Below are 13,971 nucleotides of genomic sequence, written 5' to 3'. Positions count from 1 at the left end.
CGTCCGCCGGCGCCCCCGTCCGCCGGGCCCTCACCAGGCGCTCGACCGCACGCTGATCAGCGGCCGCAGGTCACCCCGCAGCGCTTCCAGGAAGCCGATGACCTCGGCCGCCACCGAACGGTGCTGGAGGTCGTTGAGGACGTCGTGGTGGGCGCCGTGCACGGCCGAAAGACGGGCCAGGGGGAGCGACTTGGCCAGACGGGCGAGCGCCTCGTCGTCGGCGAGCGGGTCGGAGTCGCCGACGAGCAGCAGGGTGGGCAGGGGCGCCTCGCTGTCGTAGGCCGCGCCGACCAGGGAGTCCGGCAGTGCGTCGTTGAGCGACCCGCGCCGTACCTGGGGGTCCTGGGTGAGGCGGCCCCGATGGGTGGGGCACGAGGTGCGGACGTCGAGCTCGGCGTCCCACGTCTCGCCGGCGGCGCCGGTCTTCGCGGACGGGCCGGGAAGACCGGCGAGGATCAGGGCGTTCGGCCACCAGGCGGCCGGAGCCCGCGCCCCGCCGAGGAGCGCGGCGAGCGCGACGGCCCCCGAGTCCGCCCCGACGAGGACGACCGGCCGTACGACACCGTCCTCCGAGGCGGTGTCCTCGACCGCCTCGGCGAGCCGGGCCTCCAGCTCGGCCAGGGAGGCGGCCGGGTTCTCGGCGTCGAGGGCCGGCGGGTCGATCACCCTGACGCGATAGGCGTCGGCGGCGAGCCGCGCGCCGAAGCGGGCGTACGTCGCCCGGGTCTCGCCGCGGCCGGGAACGACGAGGATCGTGCCGCGGACGAGGAGTCCTTCGGGCCCGTAGTGGTCGGTGTACTGGGTCATCTCAGGCTCCTGCGGATACGGGTGTGACGGATGCGGGCTCGGCCGTGCGCGCGGGCTTCCAGCCCAGCGCGGGTGCCACCTCGGTCGCGATGAGTTCGAGGGCACGGACGGCGGCGTCGTGGTCGGGGACGGCGGGGTTGAACTGTGCGATCAGGTCGGTCGCGACGGGCAGGACCTTCTCCCGGCCCAGCGCTTCGACGACGTCGTCGGGATGGCCGTAGAACGAGTGGAAGCGGCGCAGCGCCTCGTCCCTGTCGAGGCCCTTGGGGAACGCGCCGCTCTCCGCCATGCGCAGCGCCGCCCGGTGCACGTCGTCGCCGATCGCGCGGAGCGCCGTGCGCCGGTCCTTGGCCGGGAAGATGAAGCGGGACAGGCCGACGCGCGGGCGGTGGGGCTGGTCCCAGGCGGCGAGGAAGGCGTCGGCCCAGGGTCGCTGCACCTCGTCGGTGGGGGAGTCGAATCCGTACGCCGCCCGGTTGAGCAGCAGGTTCGAGCCGCGGCGCGCCGCGTACTCGGCCCCCTGCGCGCTGAACACGCCCTGCCAGACGCGGCGGCCGAAGTCGCCGGGGCGGGGCTGGATGCGGAAGCCGGGTGTGCCCACCTCGTCGTGGGCCAGGGCCCGCCGCAGGACGTCGAGGTTCTCGCTGGTCAGTTCGCGTTTGCGGTCGGCGTCCTTGCCGAACGCGGCGTACTCCTGACCGCTCGATCCGCTGCCCACGCCGATCTCGACGCGGCCACCGCTGAGGGCGTCGACGGTGGCGATGTCCTCGGCGAGGCGTACCGGGTCCTCCAGCGGGAGGACGGTGACGGCCGTGCCCAGCCGGATCCGGGTGGTCCGCGCGGCCGCGTGGGCGAGGAAGGTCCACGGTGAGGACAGTCCGCCGCCGCCGAGGGCGACGTGGTGCTGGGCCACCCAGCCGACGTCGAAGCCGAGTTCGTCCGCCACGGTGAACAGGTCCTGCGCGTTGCGGTAGGTACGGGCGATGTCCTGATCGCGTCCCTGGACGTGGGTGAGGAAGCCGAGCCTGAAGCGTGGTCGCTCGCTCGTCATGGGATGTCGGCCTTTCGGTGGCGGGTCGTCTCGTCGGGTCGCCGTGCCGGACGGTTCTCGAATGAGGCGGCCGCCGGGCGCGGCCGGTGGAGGCCGGTCCTGCTCCACCGGCCGGTCGCGGCGGGATCTCAGTCGTTCGCGAGCTGCGGCTCGCGGGTGTGGCGGTTGGCCGGGACGGGCAGCCCGAGGTTGCCGCGCAGGGTGTCGGCCGCGTACTCGGTGCGGAACAGTCCGCGCTTCTGGAGGACCGGGACGACGCCGTCGACGAAGAGGTTCAGTTCGTCCTCGGTGCGGAAGGCGAGGTTGATGCCGTCGAAGGTGCCGGCGTCGAACCACTTCTCGATGGTGTCGGCGACGGTCTCCGGAGCCCCGACGAACGGCGAACTCCGGAACTGATTGACCAACTCGGCGACCTGGCGCAGCGTCAGGTCCTCGGTCCGGGCCCGCTCGATGAGGGCCGACGCGCCCGTGCGGCCGCCCTTCTCCGCGAGGTGCGCGACGTCGGGGAACGGCGCGTCGAGGTCGTGCGCGCTGAAGTCGTACGCGCCGAAGGAGCGGCCGAGCAGGGCGAGGTTGCGGTCGAAGTCGTTGTCCTCCTCGAAGATCTCCCGTTCGCGGCGCCGGGCCGCCTCGTCGGTGGTGGCGACGACCGGGCTCCCGTGGATGAAGATCTTGATGTGGTCGGGGTCGCGGCCGTAGGAAGCGGTGCGCTGCTTGATGTCGGCGTAGTACTCCTGGGCCTGCTGGAGCGTGCCGCCCGGCGCGTAGATGCCCTCGGCGACCTGCGCGGCCAGGTCGCGGCCCTCCTCGGAGACCCCGGCCTGGAAGATGACCGGCTGGCCCTGCGCGGAGCGGGAGAGGTTGAGCGGTCCCGCCACCTTGAAGTGCTCGCCCTCGTGGTCGAGCGCGTGCAGCTTGGCCGGGTCGAGGAAGACTCCCCGGGCCACGTCCGCAGGGAAGGCGTCGTCCTCGTAGGAGTCCCACAGGCCGCGGGCGACCCGGACGAACTCCAGGGCGCGGCCGTAGCGGGTGGTGTAGTCGAGGTGTTCGTCGAGCCCGAAGTTCCGGGACGTACCGGTGTCGAAGCTGGTGACGACGTTCCAGCCGGCCCGGCCACCGCTGATGTGGTCGAGGGAGGCGAACCGGCGGGCCAGGTTGAACGGCGAGTTGTACGTCGAACTCGCCGTGCCCACCAGGCCGATGTGCCGGGTGTGGGTGGCCACCGCGGACAACAGGGTGAGCGGTTCCAGGCGGTTGAGGTAGTGCGCCGGATAGGTGGCGTTGATGAACTGGCTGTCGACGATGAACAGCGCGTCGAAGAGGGCGTGTTCGGCCGCCTTCGCCAGCCGGATGTAGTAGTCGATGTCGATGCTGGCGTTGTTCGCCACGCGCGGGTCCTTCCACAGACCGTGCTGGCCGGGACCGCCGACGCCGTAGGGGTGCAGGGCGAGATGGATGGTGCGGGGCATGGCGTTTTCTTCCTGTCTCTTCGAGGGGTTCAGACGTTCAGCAGGGCCCGCAGGGCGTCGCGTTCGGCCCGGTCGGCCGGGGCCGAGTGCAGCGTGGGCGCGGAGCGGACCAGCAGGCGTGTGTAGGGGTGCCGGGGGCGGCCGATGACATCGCGGGCGGCGCCGGTCTCGACCAGCTCGCCCTGGTACAGCACGGCGATCCGGTCGGCGATCCCGGCGACGGAACCGAGGTCGTGGGAGATGAAGACGAGGGCCACTCCGTCGTCGCGGAGCTCCTGGAGGATGCGCAGGATCTGGACGCGGTTGGCGGAGTCCAGGGCGCTGACCGGTTCGTCGAGGATGACCAGACGGGGTTCGGTGATCAACGCCCTTGCCACGGCGACGCGTTGGCGCTGTCCGCCGGAGAGCCGGCCGGGCAGCCGGTCGAGGAGGTCCTCGGACAACTGGACGCGGGGGAGGAAGGCGCGGACCCGGCGTGCCGCCTCCTCGCGGGACACACCGCGGACGAGCAGCGGTTCGGCCAGGGAGGCTTCGACGGTGAGGTCGGGGTCGAGGCTGCGCAGCGGGTCCTGGAAGACGTACTGGACGACACCGCGGCGGCGCAGCGCCCGCCACCGGCGCCCGCCGTACGCCGTGACGTTCTCGCCGTCGAGGACGACGGACCCGGCGGAGGCGCGTACCAGGCCGAGCACGGCCCGTGCCAGGGTGGTCTTGCCCGATCCCGTCTCGCCGATGATCCCGACGGTCTCGCCCGGTGAGACGGTGAGCGAGACACCGCGCAGCGCGTGCCGGCGCCGTCGGCGCGGTCCGTAGCGCACTTCGAGGCCGGTGACCTCCAGGACGGGTTCGGTACTCATGCGTCCTCCCCGGGCGCGAGGAACTTCTCCAGGCCGTACTGCTGGTGTTCGGCGATCAGCAGCCGGGTGTACTCGTGGCGCGGACGGTGGAGTACGTCCTCGGTCGGGCCCTGCTCGACCACCTCGCCGTGGCGCATGACGAGGACCTCGTCGCAGAGCTGGGCGACGACGGCCAGGTCGTGGGAGACCACGACGAGGGCCAGCCCGGTCCGCTCGCGCAGATCGGCGAGCAGGTCGAGGATCTCGGCCTGGACGGTGACGTCGAGCGCGGTGGTGGCCTCGTCGGCGATGAGGATCCGCGGTCCCGCGGCGATCGCCACGGCGATGAGGACCCGTTGGAGCATCCCGCCGGACAACTCGTGGGGGTACTGGGCGACGACGAGCTCCGGGTCGCGCAGGTGCACCGACCGCAGCAGGTCGACCGCCCGCCGACGCGCGGTGCGCCGCTTCAGCCCCTTCTTGACCCGGAGGACCTCGGCGATCTGGGCCCCCACCTTGATCGAGGGGTTGAGATAGGACGCCGGGTCCTGGAAGACCGCGCTGATCGTCGTGCCCCGCAGGTCGGTCCACCGCGCGGGGGACAGGCCGGCGATGTCGGCGCCGTCGATCTCCACCGAGCCGCCGGTGATCTCGAAGGGAGCGGGCAGGATTCCCAGCGCGGCACGGCAGGTGAGGGTCTTTCCGCTGCCGGACTCGCCGACGATGCCGACGGCCCGGCCGGGCGTGAGCGTGAAACTCACGCCGTGGACGATGTCCCGGCCGGCGGCCGGGTCGCCGATGCGCACATCGCGTACGGCCAGCACCGGGGCCGCCGAACGCACCGGCTCTTCGGAGCCGGGCCCGGCGGCCTCCGCGGGACCGGGCAGGGAGGCCTCTGCCGCCTCCGCGGTCTTCGCCACCTCTGTGGTCTCCGCGACCTCTGTGGCCTCCGAGGTTTCTGTGGTCCCCGCGGTCGTCTCGGCTTCGGCCAGGAGCTTCTCGGACAGGGCGGTCATCGCGCACCTCCAGCGGGAGCGTGTTCGGCCTCGGTGCGCCGGCCGGCGCGTGTGCCACGGCCGCCGGCCGGCGTGTGGCCCGCCTCGCCGGAGACGTCACGGATGGCATCGGCGAGGAGGTTGCAGGCCCAGACCGTGACCATGATCAGCAGGGCGGGTGCGAGCGGAGCCCACGGCTGCTGGGTCAGATAGCCCAGGTCCGAGGCGAGCAGGCCGCCCCAGGTGGGCGCGGGAGGCTGGACCCCGATCCCGAGGAAGGTCAGGCTCGACACGATGACGAACCCGACGCCGACCGTCTGGGCGAGCGCGACCGCGATCGGCGGAAGCACCTTGGCCCAGATGTGACGGCGAACGATCCAGCCGGTCGAGGCGCCCGCGATGACCGCCGCCTCCACGTACGGCGAGCGGGCGACGGACAGGGTGGCGGCGCGGGCCACGCGGTAGAACAACGGGGACACCAGCGCGCCCGTGACCAGCATCGCCTGGGTGAGACCGTTGCCGAGCAGTGCGACGACGGCGACGGCGAACAGCAGGAACGGCAGGGCGACCAGCGTGTCGGCGAGCCGGAGGGTGACCCATTCGAAGGCCCGGCCGAGGTGGACCGACAGGATGCCGGGGAGGGCGCCGATGGCCAGGGCCGTGAACGCGACCTCCAGCGAGCCGAGGACGCTGACGCGGGAGCCGTCGAGGAGCCGGCTCAGCACGTCACGGCCGAGGTAGTCGGTCCCCAGCCAGTGGGCGCCGGACGCGTCGGCGAGCGGTTGGTCGCCGGTGGCCAGCGGATTGTGCGGGGCGAGCAGCGGCCCGAACAGGGCGAGCACGGCGATCACCACGAGGACGGCCAGGGCGATGCGGCCGGAGGTGAGGGCGAGAACGCGGCGCACCATGGTCACACCCCCCGCCGCGAGGCCGGCGTGACGCGGGCCAGCACCAGGTTGACGATCAGGTTGAAGGCGACGACCAGGACGATCGACACCACGAGGACGCCCTGCACGGCCGGCACGTCCCCGGCCTGCGCGGAGTCGTTGGCGAAGCGTCCGAAGCCCTGGAGTCCGAAGATCCACTCCGTGACGACGGAGGCGCCGACCAGGGCGGGGAACTTCAGGCCGAGGGTGGCGAGCGCGGGCCCGATCCCGTTGCGCAGCACATGGCCGAAGAAGATCCGGCGCGGACTGAGCCCGCGGACCACCGCACCCGTCACGTAGTTCTCGCCGTAGGCCCCGACGAGCCCCCCGCGCAGTTGGCGGGCGACGTCGGCGACGACGTCGAAGCTCAGCGCGACGGCGGGCAGCGTGATGTGGGCGAGCCACGGCCCGAACCCCTGCTCCGCCGGGATGTATCCGGCGGACGGCAGCAGATGCAGCCCCACTGAGAAGACCGCGACGAGCACGATGCCGACGACGAAGGCCGGCATCACCGAGATCACCGTCACGAAGCCGGTGATCGCACGGTCGATCCAGGTGGTGCGGCGCAGTGCCGCGAGGGTGCCGAGACCGAACCCCGCGACGACTCCGATGATCAGCGCGAAGGTCGCCACCGACAGGCTCACGCCCAGGCCGAGGCCGATGAGGGTGGAGATGTCGGCGCCGTTGGTCCAGCTCGTCCCGAGCCGGCCGTGCAGGACGTCGCCGAACCAGTCCCCGTACTGGACGAGGAAGGGCCGGTCGAGGCCCCACTGCGCCTCGACGCGGGCGACCGCCTCGGGAGTGGCTTCCTCGCCCAGTTGGATGCGTGCCGGGCTGAGCCCGCTCAGCGACCGCAGCGCGAACGTCACGAACGTCGCGACCAGGAAGACGGGCACGAAGATCGCGACCGACCGGGCGAGGGTGGCCAGGACGCGGCCCAGGGCGTGCCGGGTTCTGGCCGCGGCGGCCGGGAGACGGACACCGGGCGGGGCCGTTGCCACCGTCGTCGTCATGGGTTGCCCCCTCTCTGTCGTGGGCGGGGTGTCAGTTGCCGCCGGCGATGGTCACGCCGGTCCAGTCGATGTGGGCGGGGTTCTTCGGCAGCCCGGAGATGGACTTGCTCTTGGCGATGAGATTGGGCGAGGAGTACGTGAAGACCAGCGCCTTGCTCTTGAGGCCGGCCCGGGTCGCCGCCTGGAGGACCTTCGCGTAGTCGGGCGAGTCCAGCGGGGTCCGGCGGACCTTGGCGATGGCGGCCTCGAAGCCGGACGGCTCGTACGGCGAGCTGAGGTTGAGCGGGCCGTTCGGGCCGAAGTGCGCGGTGAGGGTCTGCGCCGCGGAGTCACGGCCGGTGGTCCCGTACAGCGAGAACGTCAGGTCCTTGGCGAAGAACGGTGTGGCCCAGTTCTTGTCGATCTTGATCGTGACAGTGATGCCGACCTTCGCCAACTGCGCCTGCACGATCTCGGCCTGCGGGTCCTCGGCCGGGATGACCAGGTTCAGCTTGAGGGCACCCGCCTTGTAACCGGCCTCGCCCAGCAGCCTCTTGGCCTTCGTGGGGTCGTAGGCGTACGCGTTCTCCGACTCGGGGTCGTAGGCGACGTAGCCCTTCGGGAACGGCTGGTTGGTCACCGAGCCGTAGCCGAACGTCAGCTTGTCGACGAACTCCTGACGGTTGGTCGCGTAGCGGACAGCGTCGACGACCTTGTCGTTGTCGAACGGTGCCTTGTTGGTGTTGAGGCTGAGGTTGGAGGCGTTGAAGCCGGGCTGCACGAAGACGTCGAGTCCGGCCTTCTTGGCCGCCTCGGCCTGACTCGGGGCTATGTCGGCGAAGTTGTAGACGCCGGTCTGGAGTCCGGAGACGACGGTGGAGGCGTCGGGGGCGGAGCTGAGCTCGACGTTGTCGATGTGGATGTTCTTGGCGTCCCAGTAGTCCGGATTCTTCTTCAGGACGGCCTTGGTGCCCGGGACGAGCTGGGTGACGATGAACGGGCCGGCGCCGACGGGCTTCTGGTCCAGCTTGTCGGGTGAGGCGGAGGCCTTGGGGCTGGCGATCTGCAGGACGCGCTCGCCCAGCAGTTGGGGAATCTGGTAGTCGACCTGGCTGAGGTGGATCACCGCGTCGAGGCCCTTGGCGTCCACCGACGTGATCGAGGTCAGGTCGCCGAACAGGGCGGAGTTCTTCTGCTTCTTGGCCCGCTCGATCGCGGCCTTCACGGCGGCGGCGTCTACCGGCGCGCCGTCGCTGAACTTCAGGTTCGGCCGCAGATGGAAGGTGATCACATCACCCGCGGCGTTGTACTCCCAGCTCTTGGCCAGATCAGGGACGGCCTTCCCGTTCTCGTCCGTCCGTGTCAACGAGGAGTAGACCAGGGCGAGTTCACGGAACTGGGCGCCACTGCCGCTGACGACCGGGTCCCAGTGGGCGGGGAAGTAGGAGGAGGTCCACTTCAGCGCGGCGGAGCCGGCGGACGAGGAGGCCTCACCGCCGCAGGCGCCGAGCGCGGGGACGAGCACGGTGGTGAGGGCGGTGCCGAGGGCGGCGGCGCGCAGCCGGCCGGGTCGCGGGGCGGAGCGGAAGGCCGTGGCGGGGGTGCGGGGCGTGAGACGTCCGGGCATCGGAGTTCTTTCTGCGAGGGCTCCCGCCCACGCCGGGGCGGCGCAGCAGCGGAGCGAGGGCGGCTCACCCCGCGGACGGACGCCACGCAGGCCGGAGACGCGCATGCCGGTGTGCGCTTCGGTGCGCACGGGGGCGTGCCGCGTTCAGGGCAGGAGGCGTCGGCGGATCGCGGAGAGGGCCGGGAGGCCGGGGGAGCGGAAACGACGAAACGCTGGGAGGGCGGCGCGCGATGACGGGGGCCGGACGGCGAGTCGGCTCGGGGCCGGTGCCGGAGTCGGCGGGACGGGCGTCAGGCGCCTGGGGGCCGCGGCTGGCGGGCGGTCAGCGACAGAGAGCGCTGCAGGTGCGCCGCAGGTCCACGTAGCGGCACTCCACGGCGGGGTGCGTCGTAAGCATGGTGCACATCCTGCGGCCGGTTCTCGGCCACTGTCAATGGACACCAATTGGTGTCTCATTGGGCGGGACGGGTTCTGATCGCTGATCAGAAGGCCGCAGGGGTGGGCGGATGTGCTTCACACCGGTCACCACGGCCCGACCGCCGACCGGAGGACCGCCAGACCACCGGCCGGAGGACCTTCAGACCGCCGGCCGCAGGACCGTCAGGGCGCGCCAGCGGCGCCGGGGTCGCGGGCCGGGTGTACGGCGGCCTCGTCCGGGTGCAGCCAGAGGGGGCCGTTGCCGGTATCGACGCGCACGGCGTCCCGGGGAGGCCACGGTCCGTCGCTCAGCACCGCCGCCTCCGGGCCGGTCAGACTCCGGTACCGCGCGAGCGCTTCCGAGGGCGCCGGCCTCGCGGGCTCCGTCAGCAGCCCGGGGCTCAGCTCGTCGAACGCCGACGCGTATTCCTCGTACGGCCGCCAGCCGGGGACGACGCGCCGTCCCGCGGGAGTGCGGAGCAGCAGCGTCGGCAGCGCGTAGCGGTACCCGCCCTCGGCGGTCTCCTTCGCAGCACCGGGATGCGGCGAGCCGCCGCGCACCGACAGCACCTCGGCGACCGGTCGGCGTGCCTCGGCCCGGTCGGCAAGTACCGCTTTCCGTACGGTCGCTGACGTCGCGTCGGCCGCCAGTCGTTCATGGTCGAGGCCGGGTACGCCCCGTACCGTGGACAGCGCCCGCGCCGCCGTGTCCGCCGGTTCACCGAGCACGAACACGCTCTCCCGCAGCCGCCGCAGCACGCGTTCGGCCACCTCGCCGCCCTGCCGCTCGGCGGCCTTGGCGGCCAGCGAGGACGGCCAGGAACTCGCCGCGACCCGGCTCAGTTGCCGCGCCCGCGGGGCCCCCGTGTGGGCGCCGATGTCCTCGATGTACCGCGCGTACCAGGCGGTCTCCGCGGCGGGATCGGGCGGCGCGTCGTCGTCGTCATCGAACAGGACGCAGTACGCGCGTCGCCAGCGGACCCGGCCCGCCAGCGCGGCGCGCAGCCCGCGGAACACCGGCTCCGATCCCCAGGCCCAGGGACACAGCGGGTCGGTGTACTCCACGACCTCCACCCTGTCCGCCGCGTCCACCACCGGCGCCGGGTCCACCGGGTCGCCCGTCCTCACCGCGTCCGGCGCCGGCCGGTCCGGGGCGCGGGTCACGCGGCTCCCTTGCGGTCCAGGTCCATCCGCCCGGCCGTCCCGGCGGGCAGCAGCGCGGCCAGGGTCGTCCCGCCCAGCACCGCGGCGGCGTCCGCCTCGATACGGCGCCACACCGAGGGAAGCCCGGAGGCGGGGCCCGGATAGTCGAGCCCGGCCAGCGGCTCGCCCCGCAGGGTGATCAGCTCGCCGTCCACGGCGCGTACGACGTCCAGCAGGGTGATCTCGTCGGCGGGCCGGCCGAGCCAGTACCCGCCCTCGCAGCCACGCTGGCTGCGCACGAGTCCGGCTCTGCGCAACTCGCCCACCACGGACTTGAGGAACCGGAACGGGACCTGCTGCGAGGACGCTATCGCCTCACAGGTGAGCGGGCGGGCCGGTTCGCGGGCGAGCTCCAGGAGAGCCCGCGTGGCGTAGTCCGCCTTCGCGGAGATATGCATGGGCCCATGATGCCCGACACGGTGTCCGCCGGGCGGGTCTCCACCGGTTCCCCACGTACATTGCGGGAACATTGCCGCAGGTGAAGCGCAATGGATACCTCTTGACATCCTTTTCCGGGCCGCTCTAGCGTCCCCCATCATGAGCGAGCCGTTGACGACCCCCGGCGAAGGTTTCCACCCCCATCTCCCGGACGCCGAAGAGCAGTCCGTACGTCCCCTGCGCAGCCGCCTGCACCACATCCGCGCCGACGCCCTCGACGGGGACACGGCGCAGTCCGGAGGCATGCGCAGATTCGCCGCTGTCAGCGGTACCACCGTCGGCTCCGAGAAGCTGTGGATGGGCCAGACCCACGTCGCCCCCTCCACCGCCTCCTCGGACCACCACCACGGAGCCTCCGAGACCGCCATCTACGTGGTCAGCGGACACCCCGAGTTCGTCTTCCTCGACGACGCGGGGGAGACGCCCGAGGAGGTACGGCTGCGCACCTCGCCCGGTGACTACATCTTCGTGCCGCCGTTCGTGCCGCACCGCGAGGAGAACCCGGACTCCGCAGAGGAGGCCGTCGTCGTCATCGCCCGCAGCACCCAGGAGGCGATCGTGGTCAACCTGCCGGGACTGTACGTGCTGCGGGACGGCGAAGAGGGCTGACGGCGGCGGCCGTTCGATCACGCGGTGGGTACGGTGGCGAGGAGGTCGTCGTGACCGGCGAACCGAGCGGACCGTGGAAGGAACCACCGAGAACATGCGCGCCATAGTGACCCGCCGCCCGACGGAGGCGTTCGGATGAACGGCACCGAGACATCCGGTTCCGAGTCCGGCGGCGCCGGGGAATCCGTCCTGCTGCGCACCGAGGGACGGGCCGGCCACATCGTCCTCAACCGGCCCAGGGCGCTGAACGCCCTGAACCACGCGATGGTGCGCCGGATCGACCGCGCTCTCGCCGCCTGGGAACACGACCCCGCCGTCGAGACCGTCGTCATCACCGGCGCCGGAGAACGCGGCCTGTGCGCGGGCGGCGACATCCGGGTCGTCCACGACGACGCGCGCGACGGAGACGGCACCGCGTCCGCCGCCTTCTGGCGCGACGAGTACCACCTCAACGCCCGCATCGCCCGCTATCCCAAGCCGTACGTGGCGGTCATGGACGGCATCGTCATGGGCGGCGGCGTCGGTGTCTCCGCGCACGGCAGCGTCCGGGTCGTCACCGAGCGCTCACGCGTCGCCATGCCCGAGACCGGCATCGGGTTCGTCCCCGACGTCGGCGGCACCCGTCTGCTCGCCCTCGCCCCGGGCGAACTCGGCACCCATCTCGCCCTGACGGGCGCCTCGATCGGCGCCGGGGACGCGCTGCTGTGCGGCCTCGCCGACCACTATCTGCCGTCCTCCTCGCTCCGGCGGTTCGTGTCCGACCTCGCGGAGGGACCCGTGGCCGAGGCCCTGGCCGCTCACGCACGGCCCGCCCCGCCGGCCGAACTCGCCGAGCGGCGCGAGTGGATCGACGCCTGCTACGGCGCCGGCACGGTCGAGGAGATCGTCCGGCGGCTGCTCGCGGCCGACGACCCGGCCGCCAAGGAGACGGCGGAGATCCTGCTCGGCAATTCGCCCACCGCCCTGAAGGTCACGCTGACCGCCCTGCGCCGGGCCCGGCGGCTCGGATCGCTGGAGCGGGTCCTCGACCAGGAGTACCGCGTCTCCTGCGCCGCCCTGTCCGCACCCGACCTGGTGGAAGGCGTCCGGGCCCAGATCATCGACAAGGACCGCGAGCCGCGCTGGTCCCCGGCCACACTCGCCGAGGTCACCGACGCCGACGTCGAGCGCTTCTTCGCCCCGCTCGGCGAGCACGAACTCGGGCTGTCCGGCGAGGAGTCCGGCACCGGTACGGATACCGGGGCGGGGAAGGGCTGAGGACCGCGCGTCACCTGGGACGAGAGGAAGATCACCCCGGTCGGCGCGGTCTTGGCCAGAAACGCGCCGCGCGGTACGGTCGGTCCGATATCGATGACGTCAAGACGGAAGCCGGTGGAAATCCGGCACGGTCGCGCCACTGTGAGCGAGACGTCCCAGCCACGCCGGGACCTCGTGAGTCAGACCCGTAGGCGTCATCCTGTGCACCACCGAGATGGGACGCGAACTCCCGAGGAGGTCCTGCCATGGCGCAGACCGTCGCTCCGCCGACAGCCACCACTCCCGCTCTCCCCGTCAAGCTGCCGATCGGTGCGATCGTCCCCTGGGCGGCGTTCTTCGGCATCCTGATGCTGGTCCTGCTCTACTTCGTCGGCGCCGAACAGGGCGCCACCTCCGTCGTCTCGGGCGAGGACGTCCACGAGTGGGTGCACGACGCCCGCCACCTTCTCGGCTTCCCCTGCCACTGACGCGAGGGAGAGCACTCGTCATGAATTCCGCAACGGTAAGAAACCTCCTCGTACGCGGCATGCTCGCCGGCCTCGCGGCCGGTGTACTGGCCCTGGTCGTGGCCTACTTGCTCGGTGAACCGTCCGTCGACAGTGCCATCGGCTTCGAGGAGGCGCACTCGCACGCACACGGGCACGAGGTCGAACTCGTCTCCCGCAGCCTCCAGTCCACCGCGGGCCTCGCGACCGGTGTCCTGGTCTACGGCGTCTCCTTCGGCGGCATCGCCGCGCTCGCCTACTGTTTCGCACTTGGCCGCGTGGGCCGCTTCGGCCCGCGCGCGACCGCGCTCCTGCTGTCCGGGACCGCACTGCTGGCCGTGTATGTCGTGCCGTTCCTGAAGTACCCGGCCAACCCGCCGTCGGTCGGCGACCCCGACACCATCGGCAAGCGGACCGCCCTGTACTTCCTGATGATGGTCCTCAGCGTGCTCCTCGCCGTTGCCGCCACCATCCTCGGCAAGCGCCTGACGTCCAGCCTGGGCACCTGGTACGCCACCGTCGTCGCGGTGGCCGCCTTCGCCGTGGTGATCGGCCTGGCCTACGCGTTCCTGCCCGTGATCAACGAGGTGCCGGGAGACTTCCCGGCCACCCTCCTGTGGCGGTTCAGGCTCTCCGCCCTGGCCATCCAGACCGTCCTGTGGGCCGGATTCGGCCTGGTCTTCGGCGAGTTGGCCGAACGCATGCTCAACCCCAAGCCCGCGACCGCTGCCTCCGGGCGAACGGTTCCGACCGCGAGCTGAGTCGCCCGGGACGTGGGGGGGGGGTGGAGGGGGCATCACTTGGGATGGGGAAGGGTAAGGTGGGGTTTGTGGGGTGAGGGAGGGACCGGGGGGGTTTA

Annotated in this window: 14 protein-coding genes and 1 riboswitch; of the genes, 4 read left to right on the top strand and 10 right to left on the bottom strand. The window is 72.0% G+C overall.

Going from position 1 to position 13,971, the window contains the following annotated elements; genetic code table 11:
- Positions 1-30: 30 nt before the first annotated feature.
- From ACFXGX_RS06940 to ACFXGX_RS06895, 10 genes are all read right to left on the bottom strand, one after another.
- Positions 31-807 (bottom strand): alpha/beta hydrolase, encoded by a 777-nt coding sequence (locus ACFXGX_RS06940; protein WP_384785707.1) that lies wholly within the window; start codon positions 805-807, stop codon positions 31-33.
- 1 nt (position 808) lies between these two features.
- Positions 809-1,858 carry an LLM class flavin-dependent oxidoreductase gene (locus tag ACFXGX_RS06935; RefSeq protein WP_384785704.1) on the bottom strand — a complete coding sequence of 350 codons (1,050 nt, stop codon included), beginning with the start codon at positions 1,856-1,858 and terminating at the stop codon, positions 809-811.
- Positions 1,859-1,986: 128 nt separating this feature from the next.
- The gene (locus tag ACFXGX_RS06930) at positions 1,987-3,327 is read right to left on the bottom strand and encodes an NtaA/DmoA family FMN-dependent monooxygenase (RefSeq protein ID WP_384785701.1); all 1,341 of its coding nucleotides are present in this window, start codon (positions 3,325-3,327) and stop codon (positions 1,987-1,989) included.
- A gap of 29 nt (positions 3,328-3,356) precedes the next feature.
- Positions 3,357-4,184, bottom strand: coding sequence for an ABC transporter ATP-binding protein (locus ACFXGX_RS06925; RefSeq protein ID WP_384785698.1), 828 nt, complete (start codon positions 4,182-4,184; stop codon positions 3,357-3,359).
- A complete protein-coding gene (locus tag ACFXGX_RS06920) occupies positions 4,181-5,179 on the bottom strand; it encodes an ABC transporter ATP-binding protein (protein WP_384785696.1) in 999 nt (332 codons plus the stop codon). Before ACFXGX_RS06920 ends, ACFXGX_RS06925 begins: the two co-directional genes overlap by 4 nt.
- Positions 5,176-6,066, bottom strand: coding sequence for an ABC transporter permease (locus ACFXGX_RS06915; protein WP_384785693.1), 891 nt, complete (start codon positions 6,064-6,066; stop codon positions 5,176-5,178). Before ACFXGX_RS06915 ends, ACFXGX_RS06920 begins: the two co-directional genes overlap by 4 nt.
- A gap of 2 nt (positions 6,067-6,068) precedes the next feature.
- Positions 6,069-7,097: an ABC transporter permease gene (locus ACFXGX_RS06910; RefSeq protein ID WP_384785690.1), complete on the bottom strand. Its 1,029-nt coding sequence runs from the start codon at positions 7,095-7,097 to the stop codon at positions 6,069-6,071.
- 31 nt (positions 7,098-7,128) lie between these two features.
- The gene (locus ACFXGX_RS06905) at positions 7,129-8,703 is read right to left on the bottom strand and encodes an ABC transporter substrate-binding protein (protein WP_384785687.1); all 1,575 of its coding nucleotides are present in this window, start codon (positions 8,701-8,703) and stop codon (positions 7,129-7,131) included.
- A gap of 600 nt (positions 8,704-9,303) precedes the next feature.
- Entirely contained in the window at positions 9,304-10,230 is a 927-nt protein-coding gene (locus ACFXGX_RS06900) for a DsbA family protein (RefSeq protein WP_384785742.1), read from the bottom strand.
- A gap of 50 nt (positions 10,231-10,280) precedes the next feature.
- A complete protein-coding gene (locus ACFXGX_RS06895; protein ID WP_384785684.1) occupies positions 10,281-10,721 on the bottom strand; it encodes an RrF2 family transcriptional regulator in 441 nt (146 codons plus the stop codon).
- 139 nt (positions 10,722-10,860) lie between these two features.
- On the opposite strand from ACFXGX_RS06895, the gene ACFXGX_RS06890 reads away from it, so the two are divergent.
- The 4 genes from ACFXGX_RS06890 to ACFXGX_RS06875 all read left to right on the top strand — a co-directional run bounded on the left by ACFXGX_RS06890 (position 10,861) and on the right by ACFXGX_RS06875 (position 13,873).
- On the top strand, positions 10,861-11,370 hold the full coding sequence (locus ACFXGX_RS06890) for a cupin domain-containing protein (protein WP_384785682.1): 510 nt from the start codon (positions 10,861-10,863) through the stop codon (positions 11,368-11,370).
- Positions 11,371-11,505: 135 nt separating this feature from the next.
- Entirely contained in the window at positions 11,506-12,627 is a 1,122-nt protein-coding gene (locus tag ACFXGX_RS06885) for an enoyl-CoA hydratase/isomerase family protein (protein ID WP_384785679.1), read from the top strand.
- Between the two features lie 58 nt (positions 12,628-12,685).
- Positions 12,686-12,833, top strand: a riboswitch (cobalamin riboswitch).
- Positions 12,834-12,872: 39 nt separating this feature from the next.
- Positions 12,873-13,094 (top strand): CbtB-domain containing protein, encoded by a 222-nt coding sequence (locus ACFXGX_RS06880; RefSeq protein ID WP_384785676.1) that lies wholly within the window; start codon positions 12,873-12,875, stop codon positions 13,092-13,094.
- Between the two features lie 20 nt (positions 13,095-13,114).
- Entirely contained in the window at positions 13,115-13,873 is a 759-nt protein-coding gene (locus tag ACFXGX_RS06875) for a CbtA family protein (RefSeq protein ID WP_384785673.1), read from the top strand.
- Positions 13,874-13,971: the final 98 nt, after the last annotated feature.

Origin of the sequence: Streptomyces sp. NPDC059371, from assembly GCF_042751995.1 — a bacterium.
GTDB lineage: Bacteria > Actinomycetota > Actinomycetes > Streptomycetales > Streptomycetaceae > Streptomyces.
This window is presented reverse-complemented; position numbering and strand designations above follow the sequence as displayed.

Bases quoted from the DNA above. Each gene is read 5' to 3' on its own strand.
- ACFXGX_RS06940 (WP_384785707.1), bottom strand. From the start codon at position 807: ATGACCCAGTACACCGACCACTACGGGCCCGAAGGACTCCTCGTCCGC.
- ACFXGX_RS06935 (WP_384785704.1), bottom strand. From the start codon at position 1,858: ATGACGAGCGAGCGACCACGCTTCAGGCTCGGCTTCCTCACCCACGTC.
- ACFXGX_RS06930 (WP_384785701.1), bottom strand. From the start codon at position 3,327: ATGCCCCGCACCATCCATCTCGCCCTGCACCCCTACGGCGTCGGCGGT.
- ACFXGX_RS06925 (WP_384785698.1), bottom strand. From the start codon at position 4,184: ATGAGTACCGAACCCGTCCTGGAGGTCACCGGCCTCGAAGTGCGCTAC.
- ACFXGX_RS06920 (WP_384785696.1), bottom strand. From the start codon at position 5,179: ATGACCGCCCTGTCCGAGAAGCTCCTGGCCGAAGCCGAGACGACCGCG.
- ACFXGX_RS06915 (WP_384785693.1), bottom strand. From the start codon at position 6,066: ATGGTGCGCCGCGTTCTCGCCCTCACCTCCGGCCGCATCGCCCTGGCC.
- ACFXGX_RS06910 (WP_384785690.1), bottom strand. From the start codon at position 7,097: ATGACGACGACGGTGGCAACGGCCCCGCCCGGTGTCCGTCTCCCGGCC.
- ACFXGX_RS06905 (WP_384785687.1), bottom strand. From the start codon at position 8,703: ATGCCCGGACGTCTCACGCCCCGCACCCCCGCCACGGCCTTCCGCTCC.
- ACFXGX_RS06895 (WP_384785684.1), bottom strand. From the start codon at position 10,721: ATGCATATCTCCGCGAAGGCGGACTACGCCACGCGGGCTCTCCTGGAG.
- ACFXGX_RS06890 (WP_384785682.1), top strand. From the start codon at position 10,861: ATGAGCGAGCCGTTGACGACCCCCGGCGAAGGTTTCCACCCCCATCTC.
- ACFXGX_RS06885 (WP_384785679.1), top strand. From the start codon at position 11,506: ATGAACGGCACCGAGACATCCGGTTCCGAGTCCGGCGGCGCCGGGGAA.
- ACFXGX_RS06880 (WP_384785676.1), top strand. From the start codon at position 12,873: ATGGCGCAGACCGTCGCTCCGCCGACAGCCACCACTCCCGCTCTCCCC.
- ACFXGX_RS06875 (WP_384785673.1), top strand. From the start codon at position 13,115: ATGAATTCCGCAACGGTAAGAAACCTCCTCGTACGCGGCATGCTCGCC.